This is a genomic window from Weissella sp. ESL1177, assembly GCF_058107185.1.
This window is the reverse complement of record NZ_CM176591.1, coordinates 1,489,871-1,505,314: the sequence shown is the minus strand read 5'-3', so window position 1 is coordinate 1,505,314 and position 15,444 is coordinate 1,489,871. Positions and strand designations below refer to the sequence as shown.

Here is a 15,444-nt window from a genome sequence, read left to right as displayed (position 1 = left end):
GTTCATATGGAAGATTTTCGTTTTCAAAATAGTACAGATATTCGTTTTGGGAAACATCATATTGATGAAGAATTACATGACACCATTGCGCAATTTGGTCAAAACGTCTTACTAACTTATGGTGGTGGTTCAATCAAACACTCTGGTCTGTACGACCGTGTGATAAAAGCTTTAGCTGGTTTACATGTGGTTGAATTATCAGGCATTGCACCTAATCCAAAAATTACTTCAATTCGTGAAGGTCAACGATTAGTAAAAGCACACGATATAGATGTGATTTTATCTGTTGGTGGTGGTTCTGTTTTGGATGCATCAAAGGTCATTGCTTCTGCAAAGTTTTATGATGGGGATGCTTGGGATCTAGTTGCTGATCGTGGTTCAAAATCACGAGCAAATATTAATCAATTACCAGTCGTTGACATTTTAACGTTGGCAGCAACAGGTTCAGAGATGAATGCGGGGTCAGTTATTTCAAATCCTGATTTAAATATTAAGTTAGGTACTTATGGTCCTAAGACACCAGCGGTTTCATTTTTAGATCCACAACTAACTTATTCTGTTTCGCAGTGGCAAACTGCTGCAGGATCGTTTGATATTTTTTCACATTTAACAGAACAATATTTTGATCGGTCAACTGCCAATGACGTAACTGCTGGTATTATTGAAGGTATGATGCGTTCAGTAATTAAATGGGCACCAGTTGCATTAAAGGAACCGAATAATTATGACGCCCGCGCTAATTTGATGTGGGGTGCAACCATGGCACTGAATGGGATTGCGCGTTCTGGTAATCAGAATGGTTGGACAGTTCATCCAATTGAACATGAGCTATCTGCTTATTATGATATTACGCATGGTGTTGGTCTCGGTATTTTAACACCACGATGGATGCAGAAAGTCCTTTCAAGCAAAACGGCAGCAAAATTCGCACGATTTGGGCGTGAAGTTTGGCACTTAACGGGTAGTGATGAAAAAGTTGCAATGCAATCTATTCAATCAACCTATGATTGGATAAAGTCGTTAGGCATTCCGATGACATTAGTTGGTGTTGATATTCGTACTGATGAAAAATTTGTTGAAATGGCACAGGAAGCTGTTCGCATTGGTCATTTAGATCATGAAGGTGGTTATGTCAATTTGACTGTTGATGATGTCGTCGATTTGTATCGGGCATCACTAACAACTGATGGTTTTGAATAAGATATCAATATTTTAGAACATGTTTAATAGGATCGACAATCTACCGAATTAAAATGGTGAGATTGCCGATCCTGTTTGCGTACCATAGACTGTTATCAGATGCTAAAAGATATGATTAATTTGTGATATACTATCAAATAAAAAAATGAAGATGACGGGAAAATGAAAAAAATAGATAAAGGACAACAATTTGTCACACAACACTTATCAATGTTTCGTTGTTTAGTAGATAATGAACCATATGATCACGTGAGTGGCCACAGCTTAATTTGTCCACGTGGCCATCGCTTAGATTTAAATAAAAAAGGGACACTCTATTTTTTGAATAAAGCGATCAATACAGAATATGATGATCAGATGTTAGCTTCTCGTAGACGAGTATTAACAGCTGGATTATTTGATGGCATCATACAGGCTGTTAGTGAAGAATTACCAACAAAAAAACAACGTATTTTAGATGTTGGTACGGGTGAAGGCACACCATTACAGCGATTACTCAATTTACGACACAATCAAGATACCGCGATTGGCTTTGATATTTCAAAAGCAGGCATTAACCTTGCAACACAGTTAGAGACGCAGGCATTTTTTAGTGTTGCTGACTTAGCTAACCTACCATTTACAGATAATAGTTTTGATAGTATCGTTGAATTTTTTTCGCCGAGTGCCTACGAAGAATTCAAACGGGTATTAAAACCATCAGGAACATTGGTGAAAGTTGTGCCAGCTGCAGGCTATTTACATGAATTACGAGAAATGTTATATCCACTTGATTCACCAAAGCATACCTACCAAAATGATAAAGTTGTGCAACGTTTTATGGTAAATTATCCAAAAGCAACACAACGAGAAATTTCTTATGAATGGACAATTCCCAATGATTTATATGCTGATCTATTACATATGACGCCATTGCATTGGGGTGCACGTCCAGAAACACAGCAAGTTGCCGAGCAGACACCCTTGTCAAAGGTAACCGTTCATGTTGTTATTTTGACATATCATCATTAATTGTGCATAATGTGGATAAATTAATGTCTTTTCCACAAATATTTGTGGAAAAACAGATAAAAGTTCGGTAAAATGGACATATTAAGGTGAAAACCCATAAACGATATTTAATGAATGGAGTCCTACGCGTATGTTTCCTGATCGCTTACGTGAATTACGAAAAGGCCGTAATATCACATTGGAAAATCTTGCTGAAGAAATGAACAAACATCTTGAGCCAGGTCAAAAACCAAATACAGCCGCTCAAATTGGAAACTGGGAGCGGGGCGACCGTTCACCGTCTTACATAGAGGTACGGAAATTAGCTGATTTTTTCAATGTGTCCATGGATTTTTTAGTTGGGCGAGCAATGTCTGAAAAAACTGATCTATCATTACTATTTTTATCGGGTAAAGAAATTGATTTTAATGGTAAGCCATTGACAGATCAACAACGGTTTGATATTTTTCAATATGTCAATTCGTACTTGAATCCAGTATCTTATACTGCTGATGATGATGTACGTAGTAATCATCAAGAAAGTTTGTTTTAAAGGATCAAAACAAGATGAACCAAGAAGAACTTATTCGTTTTGGTACAGGCAGACAGCTCACTGAGATTGATTATCTTAGTGAGCTGTTGTCGTATCAGGCATCATTTCGTCATATAACAAGTGTTAATCATTTAGTCACGCAAGTCGCACAAACTATCAATTCCTTAAATCAAGGTTATTTACCAGCAACTTTACCTATTTTAGAAGTTACTGAAGAGATGATTACTGCGACTCAAAGCGATGTTCTACGACGATTTCCACAACAACCTACGCGTGGAAACGCCTTATGGGCACAGCTAAGAGATGATTTAGAAAATATTGATTTTTTAGTTCATCATTTACGTGATGCCTTAATTGAATACTTTAGTATGTATGGTTATGTATCAACACCATTTATTCAAGACTTGTCACGTGAAACGGCAGGTCAACCAGTTCTTGAATTAATGGCTGGACATGGCTATTTGTCTGCAGGATTGCGAGCTATTGATCCCAAACAAATTGTATTTGCCACAGATAATCAAACTTGGCGTAATCAACCCGATATTACCTTGGCAGAGCCAGTAACGACAGTTGAAAATATGACCGCGTTGGCAGCATTAGCCAAATATGGTGAGACAGCAACAACAATTATCATGAGTTGGGCACCGGATACGACCCAAGCTGATTGGGATGTTCTGCAAACTATTCGGAGTCAATATGCCCATAAGCGATTTATTATTATTGGTGAACCGAACGGGGCGACAAATTCTCAGCAGTTTTGGTCACAAGCCAAACTAACGCCCATTCTAAGTACCTATCATCAATCATTTGATTTGATTAATGAACAAGTTTTTGAAGTTGAATAGTAAGGAAAATTATTATGATGAAGGAAACAACACGTCAAACAATGACGTTGATTATATCAACGATCGTTCTTGGTATCATTGTGGGATTTAGTTCACTATTGTTAGGTCAATTATTAGATGTCGTTGAGCGTTTATTTTTACATTTTGAGGAAAATGCAAGTATACCAGTGGCTACTCAAGCAACAGCAATCAATCGCTTAGTATCAGTCACTCTTGGTGGCATTATTGTGAGCCTTGTTTGGTATGCATTGAAGCGTTATTGTCGGCCAACGGTCAGTATTAATCGTGCGTTGAAAGGTGAAACGATGCCTTTTTGGGTAACAATCGTTCATGTGATGACGCAGATTTTCTATGTTGCAACAGGTGGGTCAATTGGTCGTGAGTTAGCACCACGGGAAGCGGGGGCCATGTTAGCCCAACACTGGCAGAAATTTAGTCAGCATGTTGGTTTAGCTAGTTTATCAACAGATGATCAACGTTTATTGATTGCTGCAGCTGCCGGTGCTGGTTTTGCTGGTATCTATATTGCACCAATAACAGGGATGATGTTTGCTGTCGAATTATTGTTAAAAAAAGTTAGTATGCGGACCGTGTCAGTTAGCTTAAGTATGTCTGTCATTGCGATGTTGATTGGATCAATAACGAAGGGCTTTGTGCCTTATTATTTGATTAATCATAAAAATTTTGCCATGGATATGTTACCGCTGGTGGTGATATTTGGTATTCTCATGGGAATTTTGGGAGCATTATTTCGCCGAGGATTCCAATGGGCTGGTAAAAAAAGCAGTACACCTGCACAAATTCTTTGGCAGTTACCATTGGTTGGTTTATTAACTGGGATTGTGGCAATGTTTATGCCACAAATTATGGGTAATGGTCGTGGACTAGCTGAGTTTGCGTTTATACAGACAGATAGTCGTGTCGCCGGCTTTTTATTAGTTGGGGCCCTACTGAAGACGTTCGTTACTATTTTAACAATTAGAGGTGGTGCTGCTGGTGGCACATTGACGCCCTCAATTGCAATTGGTGGTGCTCTAGGGGTATTACTTGGATTTGGTTATGTGATGATCGTGCCAGACGCCTCACTTGCACAAGCAGGTGTTTTGGGAGCAGTTGGCTTTTTGGCAGCTTCGCAACAGGCCCCATTAATGGCCTTGTTTATGTTATTTGAAGTCTGTCATCTAGATTATTCAGCCTTATTACCATTAGGATTAACTGTTGCATTGGCTAGTGCCTCTTCAAAATTAATTGTTAAATAAATCAAAGCATCATGAAAGAGCGTTAAACAGCCAAATGAAGTGCTCCATAATCGTTAGATTTTTATGTCTAACAATTATGGGCACTTCAAAATGTATCTGGTTGTTTAACGCTCTTTTTTAACAATATTTTATTCATGCTATTTTTCAGGTAGTAATAACCAAAGTATTAAGTAAATAATTAAACCTGGAAATGGACTTAAAGTTAACAATACCCAGAGAACTCTTAGTATATTAACGTTCCAATCGAAACGTTCAGCTAAACCACCCAAAACACCAGCTAAGACACGACTATCTTTCGAACGATATAATTTCATGATATTTCCCCCTGTATACCCGTTTTCTGCTATTATACAGGAGATGATTAATAATAACGATTATTTTATCGCATAGTGATCAATATTAGTCGATTTTTGCAGCGGCTCGTTTGATAAGGTGTGAGTTGGCAAAAATTGCTGCCAAAAAAATGCAACCAAGATTGGCAAAGGTGAAAATCAAGAATACACCAGCCGTGCCTTGATGAGCAATTAAAATTGGGAAAATTAAACTAATGATAAAGTTTGTTAACCAAATCATTGCCGTACTCAAAGCGTTAAAAGTCGTCCGCAATTGCTGTGGGAACATTTCTGAGAGTAGCATCCAAGTGACAGGACTCACAAGACCTTGTTGGGTTGCCAAAAAGTAGGCCAAAATGATTAGTACCAAAATGTTATTCATCGCTGGTGCAAGTGGTGTCGTTTTCATGACCCAACTTAATAGACCTAAACTAAAAACATTTGAAGTTAAACCAATCGTTAATAGCCGAAAAGGGGAAACGCGTTCAACAATGTGTTTTCCAGCGAAAATAGCGATAGACGAAACAATCCCAATTAGGACATTACCATATAATGAAGCGCCAGATCCCAGCCCTACCTTTTCAAGAATGACTGAGCCATAATACATGACTGTGTTAATACCAGAAGCCTGTTGAATAAAACCAACGGTTAAACCAGCACCGAGGATATATAACGCAGCCCTAGATGAAAAAATAAGGTGCCAATTGATTTTTTCACCTTGGCGTAGTGATTGTTTGGCTTCGCTAATGTTTTCTCGAATATCTAATTTTGGAAAACCTAACTTTTTGAAAACTTTTTGTGCCCGTTCACGTTGACGTTCCAACAAATACCAGAAGGGACTGTTTGGAATTTTGGCAGAAGCAATCCATAAGAAAATGGCAGGAATGGCTGCTGCTAACATCATAATACGCCAAACGGGATGCCAATTGCCCCATAATGAACCAAGAATGGCATTAACTGTAAAGGCCGTTAATTGACCAACAACGATTGCGATAGCATTTTTATTCACGTTTTTCGCCTTTAAGCGATCAGGTGAAATCTCGTCTAAATACAGTGGTGATAAACTAGATGCACAACCAACTGATAAACCGAGAATAAAGCGTGAAATAATCAACATCCAAGCGTTAATTGCCAACGAACAAGCGATAGTTGCAATTGTAAAAATTGCTGCAATCCACTGTAGCAGTTTTTTTCGACCAAGATTATCAGCTAATGTCGTGACTGATAATGCACCAAACATACAGCCTAAAACTAGTGCACTTGATATTAAACCTTGAATCGTTGGTGAAGCGCCTAATTGGTCAGCATGACTAATGAAAGTTAATGCGCCATTAATCACACCTGTATCATATCCAAAGAGAAAACCACCTAGTGCAATAATATAAGCTGTGTAATTTAGAAATGGATTGTTCTTTTTAGGACCACTCTCTTCTTTATTCAAAATAAAAACACTTCCTTTCAGAATTTTTGTTCAAAATACCTCAATGATTGTCTTTGATTGATAAAGTCGTTACTGAAAATTTGATCAGTAAAATGAAACACCCCTATAATTGTTATTTTATTACCATGAAACTTAAATGAAAATTAAAAATATAATAATGCTATTTTAAGCAAAAGGTAACAGGACCGTTAAACGACCAGCTTAATGGTTTGTTTAACGATCCTGTTCAGGTATCAATGATTAACTTAATCGATGAAATTTAGATGAATTGCTCTGAAAGTTGTAAGAATTCATTGATGTCTTGTTTGATTAAATCAGCACCAGCCTGCCAGAAATCTGGTTTTGTTAAGTCAACACCAAGATGTTTTTGAGCCAGTGCTTCAGTGGTCATATTTGCGGTGTCACGGAGTAACGAGATATAAGCCTCTTCAAAATTATCTTGTGTTTGCGCCCAAGCATAGATACCTTGACTAAATAGATAACCAAAGGTATATGGGAAATTATAGAAAGGCACATCATCAATATAAAAATGTAGTTTTGATGCCCAGAAGTGGGGATGTGTTTCATCCAAAATACCACCAAAAGCTTGTTTTTGGGCGGTTGTCATTAGTTCATTCAATCGTGCTGCAGGAACAAACCCATTTTGACGTTCTTCATAAAAACTTTTTTCAAATAAGAAACGTGCATGAATGTTTAAGAACATGGCAACGGGGTTCGCCATCTTCGCATCAAGTAACACAACTTTTTCAGCATCTGATGTTGCCGCTTGAACATTGGCATCAGCAATCAACATTTCAGCAAAAGTTGAGGCTGTCTCGGCAACGTTCATGGCATAGGCATCACGCCAAACGGGTAGGTCAGCCAATACAGATGTATGGAAACCATGCCCAATTTCATGTGCAATCGTTGCAGAATCATTGACTGATCCGGTAAATGTTGTAATGATTCTTGATTCATGAATATCAGGTACACTTTCCATCCAAGCCCCTGGTGTTTTGCCAGGACGGTTTTCAGCTTCAATCCATTGATTTTCAAAAGCGTGTTGCGCAAAAGCAGCCATTTTGGGTGAGTACTTACCAAAATTTTTAATAATAAAAGCAGCAGTTTCATCATAGGTCGTTGTTGTTGGCTTGTAGTTACCTAATTTTGTTATTGGTGCTGCTTGATCTTGCCAACCAATTTTTTCTAACCCCATTAATTGTGCTTTACGATCAAAATAGTTTGCAAACATATCTTTATTATCATCAACAACTTGCCACATCGTTGTCAGTGTATCACGTGACATTCGGTTTAATTCAAGGGGCTGTTCAAGAAAATCATGATAACCATGGGCTTTTTGTTCAGTCAAACGTGCGCCGGCAAGATGATTCAATGTATCAGCAGCCAAGTTTTCAGCACGACCCCACATGTTTTCATATTGATGCATGATATTAGCGCGGATATTGTTATTAGGATAATCATCGATTCGATTTAAGGCTTGTCCAGCAGATAAGGTTTGTTGTTGACCGTTTTCATCTATATAAGCCATTGTTAGACCAGCACTGATTGTATCGTAGTGCTCGGACCAAGCATTGAGGCCGTCTAAACGTAAGTGATTCAATAATGATTCAGTTTGATCATCTAATAAACGATCAGCTTGTTGGCGCAATTCAGTTAAATAAAATGCAACCGGCGCAACTGATTTTTCGGCTAACGCTGTTGCAAAATCTTCATCTGAGAATGTCGTTAATAATTTAGTAAAAGCATTCAACGGTGTTTGATAAGCAACAGCTAATTGTGCAACTTTATTTTGATACGAACGATATTCTGGATTTGTATAATCGGCAGCAGATAAGGCATTTACGAATAAACTAGCTGTTTGAAGACCTGAATCAATCACTTGATTATCAGCAACTAGCTTGGCGAATTTTTGATATTTGCTGTCGCTTTGTTGCTCGTAATGAGCAATGTTTGTACGTAGGTCAGTAATTTGCTGGCTTAACAAAGTTAGTTTATCGGCGAATTGTGGTGAGTGAATACCACCAGGGTAAATGGGATCTAAATCCCAGTTTAATGAATAGGTCATCTTAATACTCCATTATCTCATATTGTTCTAATCATTTTAGCATAACTCAATTAGATTATAAATGAACACGGATAAGCTGGCTATTAGATAATAGTTATCGTCCATACAAGATTAGTTCTACGAAAAATAAAGAGTGAGGATTAACTATTGAATAATGGAATAATGAATCTCTGATTGGCAAATCTGAGAATGAGTTAACGAAAATGAGTCGAATTGGTAAAATCACTAACAACAACAACAACAACAGCAGCAGCTTTGTTTATCTGGTATGAATCCTTATGCTATAATATTTTGAGTAAGTTTCGTAGGTATAGGGTAAGGTAAAAATGGCAAAACAACATAAAAAATGGACGACAAGACGAAAAGTGTGGACAACACTTGCCACGTTGATTGTGGTAATTGGTGCAGCCATTTTAGGCGCTGGTGGTTATTTCTTTCATGTGGCTGAAGTACGAGCAAAAAAAGACTTTGTCGGTAGTGGGTTAGTTAATCAGGACAATCCGTTATATTCGCAACAACAAAAGTGGTTGGCAGCGGACACAAGAACGTGGCATTTACAGGCAAAAGATGGGACAAAGTTAGTTGGTCATTATTTACCAGCTGCAAAACCAACAACCAAAACAGTCATTGTTATTCATGGATTTGGTGTGGATCATCGTGCGATGGCACCTTATGGTGAAATGTTTCATCGTTTTGGTTACAATGTGTTGATGCCTGATGATCGTGCTGCTGGACAATCTGGTGGTAAATATATTGGTTTTGGTTACTTAGATGCAAAAGATTATCAAGAATGGATCCAACAAGTTCTAAAAAAGAACGGTCAAAGTAGTCGCATCCTGATCATGGGGGCCTCAATGGGGGCTGCAACAACGATGATGTTATCGGGGATGAATCCGCCAAAACAAGTTGAAGCATATATTGAAGACTCAGGTTATACATCGGTTTCAGATGAATTACATTATGAAGCTGGTCATATGTACGGGTTACCAAAATGGCTAAGTAATATTTTAATTCCAGTCGTATCAGGCTATTCAAAAGTGTTTGCAGGTTATAGTTATGCGCAGGCTGATGCTGAAAAATTATTGGCAAAGAATACGCGTCCAATGTTATTCATTCATGGTAGTAATGATAAATTTGTGCCAACAAAATTTATGCAACCTGTTTATGAAGCTAGTAATGGTCCCAAAGAAAAGTACTTAGTGCCTGGTGCCTCACATGTTGAATCATATCGCACGAACCCAGCAAAATATGAGGCAACAGTACAAAAATTTTTACATCAGTATTTTAAATAATAATGAACGAGAAAGGAAAATGATGGCTGAACATTATTACACGGAAAATCCAACAACAGCACATGATGAGCATACGTGGACATTTTCTTTATTTGATCAATTGTTAACATTTACGACAGATACGGGCGTCTTTTCAAGAACCACAGTTGATTACGGGACACGTACCATGTTATCGGCTTTTCATCAATCGTTGCCAGCTGGAAAAATTTTAGACTTAGGTGCTGGGTATGGACCTGTTGCCATTAGTCTTGCAAAGGTGATGACTGAACGAACTTTTGTTGCAGCAGAAATTAATCAGCGTGCAGTTGACTTAATTAAGCGGAATGCACAAAGTAATCATGTCGCAGACCAGATTACTGTCGTGCAATCTGATCGTTATGAAAATATCCATGATAAATTTGCGGCGATTTTAACAAACCCACCAGTCCGAGCGGGGAAGCAAATTGTGACAGATATGATTGCGGGTGCCGTTGATCATCTTGTTGATGGCGGTACTTTAACCGTTGTTTTGCAAAAAAAGCAGGGTGCACCATCTGCAAAGAAATTAATGGCCGAATTATTTGGTAATGTGCAAATTATTGCCAAAGATAAAGGGTATTATATTTTGGAAAGTGTGTATGGTAACACAATTGACGAATGATCAAATCAATTATTTTATGGGACTAGCATTAGCTGAAGCACGTAAGGCAGCTAGTATTGGTGAAGTGCCAATTGGGGCAGTTGTTGTGCAAGATGGTCAGGTGATTAGTCGGGCGTTTAATTTGCGAGAACACTTTCAAGATGGTAGTCAACATGCTGAATATCAAGCGATTATTGAGGCTAATCGTCAATTACATTCATGGCGATTACCAAAGGCACAGTTATTTGTCACGTTAGAACCATGCATTATGTGTGCAGGTTTAATTCAACAGACTCGACTGATGGATGTTTATTATGGGGCTGATGATCCTAAAGCTGGTGGTGTGACATCAATGTACGAATTATTGACAGATAGTCGATTAAATCACCAGGTTAATGTACATGCTGGTGTACGAGCATCGGAAGCTAGTGCACTATTAAAACAATTTTTTAAAACTGTACGCGAACGAAAAAAGGCGGTTAAGCGTGCACAACGATTTGCTGAGGAAAAGACTGGTCAAAATGAAAAAGACTTGTTATAATGTAATTTGTGGGGCAAGTGTGCACTTCGAATCGTGTCAGGGTCGGAAGGCAGCAGCACTAAGGAGATCGTGCATTGTGCTTCACTTCTTAAGCATTTTATCAGAGGTTAGAACACATCGTTCTGACCTCTTTTTTTGAAATGTCAACTGTTATCAATTTGTATTTTCTGATATTATTGGTAAGGATAGTTACAAATAAATTAATAAAAAATAAATGATGAGAAAGGGGTCCCAAATCATGGCATATCAAGCGTTATATCGGACATGGCGTCCACAGAAATTTAGCGATATGATTGGTCAGGAAATTGTGACAAAGACATTGAAAAATGCCATTATTACTGGACAAACGACTCATGCGTATTTGTTTAGTGGACCCAGGGGAACAGGGAAGACTTCAGCGGCTAAAATTTTTGCGAAAGCGATTAATTGTTTGCATCCAGTGGATGGCGAACCAGATGGCATCTGTGAAATTTGTCAGGCAGCTGATGAAGGAACATTAGGTGATATCATCGAATTAGATGCGGCCTCGAATAATGGTGTGGATGAGATTCGTGAGATTCGTGAAGATGTGACTTATGCACCAACACGAGCAAAGTATAAAGTTTATATCATCGATGAGGTTCACATGTTATCAACTGGTGCGTTCAATGCCTTACTAAAAACATTGGAAGAGCCACCAGCAAATGTCATCTTTATTCTGGCAACAACGGAGCCACAAAAAATTCCGGCTACGATTATTTCACGTACACAACGTTTTGATTTTAAACGGATCAATGCGCAATCAGCCTACGAACGAATGGTTTATATTTTAGATCAACGTGGTAATACGTATGATGAAGCAGCACTTAAAGTGATTGCCAATGCTGCTGATGGGGGGATGCGTGATGCCTTGAGTATTTTGGATCAAGCACTATCGTTTGGCGATGGTCATGTGACCCTTGAAAATGCTTTGTTAGTCACAGGATCAGTGACACAAACACTGTTGGGAGAATATGTGCAATCGGTTGTTAAACAAGATACAAAAAGAGCCTTAGCAAAACTTTCTGAAGTTTTAGATGCAGGTAAAGATGCCAATCGCTTTGTTGAAGATTTGATTAGTTATGCCCGTGATTTGTTGTTGTATACTGAAGCACCAGAATTAGTGACGTTGGTACCCGATGAAACATTTACATCATTGGCTAAAGAACAATCAGCAACGAGTTGGTATCGGATGATTGATACACTAAATGAAACGCAACAACAATTGCGCTATACGAATCGACCAGCTATTTATTTGGAAGTGTTGACAGTGAAATTAAGTCAACCAATGACGCAGTCTGCAATAGTGACAACGAATCAGCAACCTCATGTGGCAAAACCACAAAATCAAACTGGAACATCGGTACAAACCAACACATCGGTTGAATCGGTAACAGCTCTTACTAATGCTCAAGCAACAACACAGCAACCAACAGCACCAAAACAACCAGTTGCGCAAAGGACACGGATCGCACCACAAGTCAGTGATGATCAAGCAGCGGTATTTACAGTTTTGGGCGAGGCGACTCGTGGTGATTTAAATCGTGTCACCACAATTTGGGCTGATATGATCAATATGTTGCCAGTACCTGAGCAAGCGATGTTGAATGTTGCTCGCCCAATTGCAGCTTCCAGTGATGGATTAGTGGTTGCTTTTGATTTTGATGTTATTCGTGTCAATGCCATGCATAAAGCAGATCTGCTACAAACGATGGTCACTCAAATACGCGAATTGACACAAGCTCAAAATGAACGACAATTGGTATTTATTACGGCTGATAGTTGGCCACAATTGCGTGCGAAGTTTGTGGCTCAGTTGCCAAAGCATCAGCAAACAACAACGCCGCCAATTAATCCTGAAGTCGAGGAAACTGAGGATCCACAGGTAGATAATGCTGTAGCAGAAGCAAGAAAAATTTTTGATGCAGACATTGTTGAAGAAATTGATGATTAAAATAAATGAAATGAGGAAAAATTAATGTTCGGTGGACAAAATATGCAACAAATGATGAAACAAGCTAAGAAGATGCAAAAGCAGATGGAGGATGAGCAAGCTGCTATTGCAAAGACTGATTATGTTGGTCATGCACCTTCTGATTTGGTTTTAGCAACTTTTAATGGTGATCGTGAGTTAAAAGATTTGCAAATTAAAGCTGATATCGTTGATCCAGATGATGTTGATAGCTTATCAGATATGGTCATTGTTGCAGTTAATGATGCCATGAAGCAAATTGAACAGGATCAACAAAAACGTTTGGGCCAATTTGCACCAAAAGGTATGTTTTAAAATGAAGTAGAAAGAAGGCGGTTGTATGCAGTATCCAGAACCAATTGCAAAATTAATTGATAGTTATACAAAATTACCAGGTATTGGAATCAAGACTGCAACACGATTAGCGTTTTATACGATTGATATGCCAGAAGAAGAAGTGACCAGTTTTGCCCAAGCGTTGATTTCCGCAAAGCGTGATTTACAGTATTGTTCGATCTGTGGCAATTTGACTGAAACGGATCCATGCGTGATTTGTTCAGATGATAGTCGTGATCAAAGTCAGGTATTAGTGGTAGCTGAAGTGAAAGATTTGATGGCTATTGAAAATACTGGTGAGTATCGAGGCTTATATCACGTGTTGCATGGGGTTCTATCACCGCTTGAAGGGAAAGGGCCAGATGATATCAATATTGAATCACTTGTTAACCGTCTTCAAAAAGATGAGACTATTCAAGAAGTAATCGTTGCAACGAATGCAAATGCTGAAGGTGAAGCAACGGCGATGTATTTATCGCGTTTATTGAAGCCAGCTGGACTAAAAGTCTCACGTTTAGCAACAGGATTATCTGTTGGTAGTGATATTGACTATGCCGATCAAATTACTTTAATTAAGGCAGTTGAAGGAAGGACGCAGTTATAATGTTCAAATTACACAGGAAGCGTTCGTCATTTAACAAGCAAGCTTATGATGAACGTTTATCAAAAGCGATCGAACGGGCAAAATATGACTATGAAAAAGCACGTTTGTCTGAAAATGCTATGTTTGAAAGCGATATTGCACCAAGAATGATAAAAGCTGAAACAGCTCGTGCGAAACAAAAATATTTCTTTTTATTACGAGCTGCCCGACAACGTGGTATGAAAGGCCATTGGTCAACAGCATTTGTTCATCCAGAATAATGTAAAATGTATATAAAAAGACGATTTTGTTAGTTAATTATTAAATAAGAGGTCGAAACTATTTTGTATCGGCTTCTTTTTGGTATAATGAGAAACATAGAATGATTAGAAAGCGGTGAATACATGCCAGGGAGATTTATTACATTCGAGGGACCCGATGGTGCGGGAAAAACATCGGTGTTACGAGCAATCATAAATCGATTGACGCCGTTACTTGGAGACAAATTGATATTGACTAGAGAACCAGGTGGTAAGGATAGTTCCGTTGCAGAAGCCATTCGTGATTTGGTATTGGATCCAAATTTACCGACTATGGATGCATGGACGGAAGCCCTATTATATGCGGCATCAAGACGACAACATCTGGTTGATACGATTTTACCAGCACTTGCTGCTGATAAAGTCATTATCAGTGATCGATATGTTGATAGTTCAATTGCCTATCAAGGTGGGGGTCGTCAACTTGGTATTGACGCTGTCACGAAAATTAATGAGTTTGCGATTAATGGCCTGATGCCAACTGCGACGGTATACTTAGACATTCGCCCAGAAGTAGGGTTACAACGGATTCAAGAAAATCGTCAAAACGAAATTAATCGTTTAGATGTTGAAACATTGTCATTTCATCAACGAGTGACAGATGCGTATCATCAATTAGCAAAACAATACCCAAAACGTTTTCTAATCATTAATGCTGAACAAGATTTGGCAGACGTTATTACAGACACATGGACAGCACTACGACCAGTACTTGGTATACAGAACGAGGAGGATTCCACATTATGAAAATGATTATTGCGATTGTACAAGATAAAGATGCGAATAAACTAGGTGGTAAATTTGTGAAAGCAAATATTCGTGCAACACGACTGGCAACATCTGGTGGATTCTTACGTTCAGGTAACACAACATTTATGATTGGTATTGAAGATGATCGTGTGCAAGAGGTGCTAGACCTTATCCATGATACGTCACATACGCGTAAGCAATTCATGACACCAGCAGTTAGTCTTGATGTTTCAATGGAATCAACAGCTGCAACGCCAATGGAAGTCCAAGTTGGTGGCGCAACAGTCTTTGTTCAAGATGTTGAACAATTTCATCGTTTTTAAGAGGT

At 38.5% G+C, this 15,444-nt stretch carries 17 protein-coding genes and 1 other RNA gene; 15 read left to right on the top strand and 3 right to left on the bottom strand.

The window, feature by feature from the left end:
- Positions 1 to 6: 6 nt before the first annotated feature.
- The 5 genes from AC3B5D_RS07380 (at position 7) to AC3B5D_RS07360 (ending at position 4,847) form a co-directional block, all read left to right on the top strand.
- Positions 7 to 1,200, top strand: a complete 1,194-nt coding sequence (locus tag AC3B5D_RS07380) for an iron-containing alcohol dehydrogenase (protein ID WP_489840679.1) — start codon at positions 7 to 9, stop codon at positions 1,198 to 1,200.
- Between the two features lie 162 nt (positions 1,201 to 1,362).
- Positions 1,363 to 2,211, top strand: a complete 849-nt coding sequence (locus AC3B5D_RS07375; protein ID WP_489840680.1) for a methyltransferase domain-containing protein — start codon at positions 1,363 to 1,365, stop codon at positions 2,209 to 2,211.
- A gap of 130 nt (positions 2,212 to 2,341) precedes the next feature.
- Positions 2,342 to 2,743 (top strand): helix-turn-helix domain-containing protein, encoded by a 402-nt coding sequence (locus tag AC3B5D_RS07370; RefSeq protein WP_489840681.1) that lies wholly within the window; start codon positions 2,342 to 2,344, stop codon positions 2,741 to 2,743.
- A 14-nt stretch (positions 2,744 to 2,757) separates the two neighbouring features.
- Positions 2,758 to 3,588 carry an SAM-dependent methyltransferase gene (locus AC3B5D_RS07365; RefSeq protein ID WP_489840682.1) on the top strand — a complete coding sequence of 277 codons (831 nt, stop codon included), beginning with the start codon at positions 2,758 to 2,760 and terminating at the stop codon, positions 3,586 to 3,588.
- A gap of 14 nt (positions 3,589 to 3,602) precedes the next feature.
- Entirely contained in the window at positions 3,603 to 4,847 is a 1,245-nt protein-coding gene (locus AC3B5D_RS07360; protein ID WP_489840683.1) for a chloride channel protein, read from the top strand.
- 137 nt (positions 4,848 to 4,984) lie between these two features.
- Here the strand turns inward: AC3B5D_RS07360 and AC3B5D_RS07355 are convergent, their stop codons facing one another.
- From AC3B5D_RS07355 to AC3B5D_RS07345, 3 genes are all read right to left on the bottom strand, one after another.
- Positions 4,985 to 5,161, bottom strand: a complete 177-nt coding sequence (locus AC3B5D_RS07355; RefSeq protein ID WP_489840684.1) for a PspC domain-containing protein — start codon at positions 5,159 to 5,161, stop codon at positions 4,985 to 4,987.
- Positions 5,162 to 5,246: 85 nt separating this feature from the next.
- The gene (locus tag AC3B5D_RS07350; protein WP_489840685.1) at positions 5,247 to 6,620 is read right to left on the bottom strand and encodes a sugar porter family MFS transporter; all 1,374 of its coding nucleotides are present in this window, start codon (positions 6,618 to 6,620) and stop codon (positions 5,247 to 5,249) included.
- Between the two features lie 259 nt (positions 6,621 to 6,879).
- Complete coding sequence (locus tag AC3B5D_RS07345; RefSeq protein ID WP_489840686.1) at positions 6,880 to 8,685, bottom strand: M3 family oligoendopeptidase; 1,806 nt, start codon at positions 8,683 to 8,685, stop codon at positions 6,880 to 6,882.
- Between the two features lie 326 nt (positions 8,686 to 9,011).
- Here AC3B5D_RS07345 and AC3B5D_RS07340 point away from each other — a divergent pair, with 326 nt between their 5' ends.
- The 10 genes from AC3B5D_RS07340 (at position 9,012) to darA (ending at position 15,439) form a co-directional block, all read left to right on the top strand.
- On the top strand, positions 9,012 to 9,977 hold the full coding sequence (locus AC3B5D_RS07340; RefSeq protein WP_489840687.1) for an alpha/beta hydrolase: 966 nt from the start codon (positions 9,012 to 9,014) through the stop codon (positions 9,975 to 9,977).
- A 22-nt stretch (positions 9,978 to 9,999) separates the two neighbouring features.
- Positions 10,000 to 10,617 (top strand): class I SAM-dependent methyltransferase, encoded by a 618-nt coding sequence (locus tag AC3B5D_RS07335; RefSeq protein ID WP_489841184.1) that lies wholly within the window; start codon positions 10,000 to 10,002, stop codon positions 10,615 to 10,617.
- The gene (locus tag AC3B5D_RS07330) at positions 10,595 to 11,137 is read left to right on the top strand and encodes a nucleoside deaminase (protein ID WP_489840688.1); all 543 of its coding nucleotides are present in this window, start codon (positions 10,595 to 10,597) and stop codon (positions 11,135 to 11,137) included. The genes AC3B5D_RS07335 and AC3B5D_RS07330 overlap by 23 nt, the downstream gene beginning before the upstream one ends.
- 5 nt (positions 11,138 to 11,142) lie before the next feature.
- Positions 11,143 to 11,228: signal recognition particle sRNA small type (gene ffs / locus AC3B5D_RS07325), an RNA gene on the top strand.
- A 147-nt stretch (positions 11,229 to 11,375) separates the two neighbouring features.
- Positions 11,376 to 13,109: a DNA polymerase III subunit gamma/tau gene (gene dnaX / locus AC3B5D_RS07320; protein WP_489840689.1), complete on the top strand. Its 1,734-nt coding sequence runs from the start codon at positions 11,376 to 11,378 to the stop codon at positions 13,107 to 13,109.
- 24 nt (positions 13,110 to 13,133) lie between these two features.
- Positions 13,134 to 13,442 (top strand): YbaB/EbfC family nucleoid-associated protein, encoded by a 309-nt coding sequence (locus AC3B5D_RS07315; protein ID WP_489840690.1) that lies wholly within the window; start codon positions 13,134 to 13,136, stop codon positions 13,440 to 13,442.
- Positions 13,443 to 13,467: 25 nt separating this feature from the next.
- Positions 13,468 to 14,067 (top strand): recombination mediator RecR, encoded by a 600-nt coding sequence (gene recR, locus AC3B5D_RS07310; RefSeq protein ID WP_489840691.1) that lies wholly within the window; start codon positions 13,468 to 13,470, stop codon positions 14,065 to 14,067.
- A complete protein-coding gene (locus AC3B5D_RS07305) occupies positions 14,067 to 14,327 on the top strand; it encodes a YaaL family protein (RefSeq protein ID WP_489840692.1) in 261 nt (86 codons plus the stop codon). Before recR ends, AC3B5D_RS07305 begins: the two co-directional genes overlap by 1 nt.
- A gap of 123 nt (positions 14,328 to 14,450) precedes the next feature.
- Entirely contained in the window at positions 14,451 to 15,113 is a 663-nt protein-coding gene (gene tmk, locus AC3B5D_RS07300) for a dTMP kinase (RefSeq protein WP_489840693.1), read from the top strand.
- Positions 15,110 to 15,439 (top strand): cyclic di-AMP receptor DarA, encoded by a 330-nt coding sequence (darA, locus tag AC3B5D_RS07295; RefSeq protein WP_489840694.1) that lies wholly within the window; start codon positions 15,110 to 15,112, stop codon positions 15,437 to 15,439. The genes tmk and darA overlap by 4 nt, the downstream gene beginning before the upstream one ends.
- Positions 15,440 to 15,444: the final 5 nt, after the last annotated feature.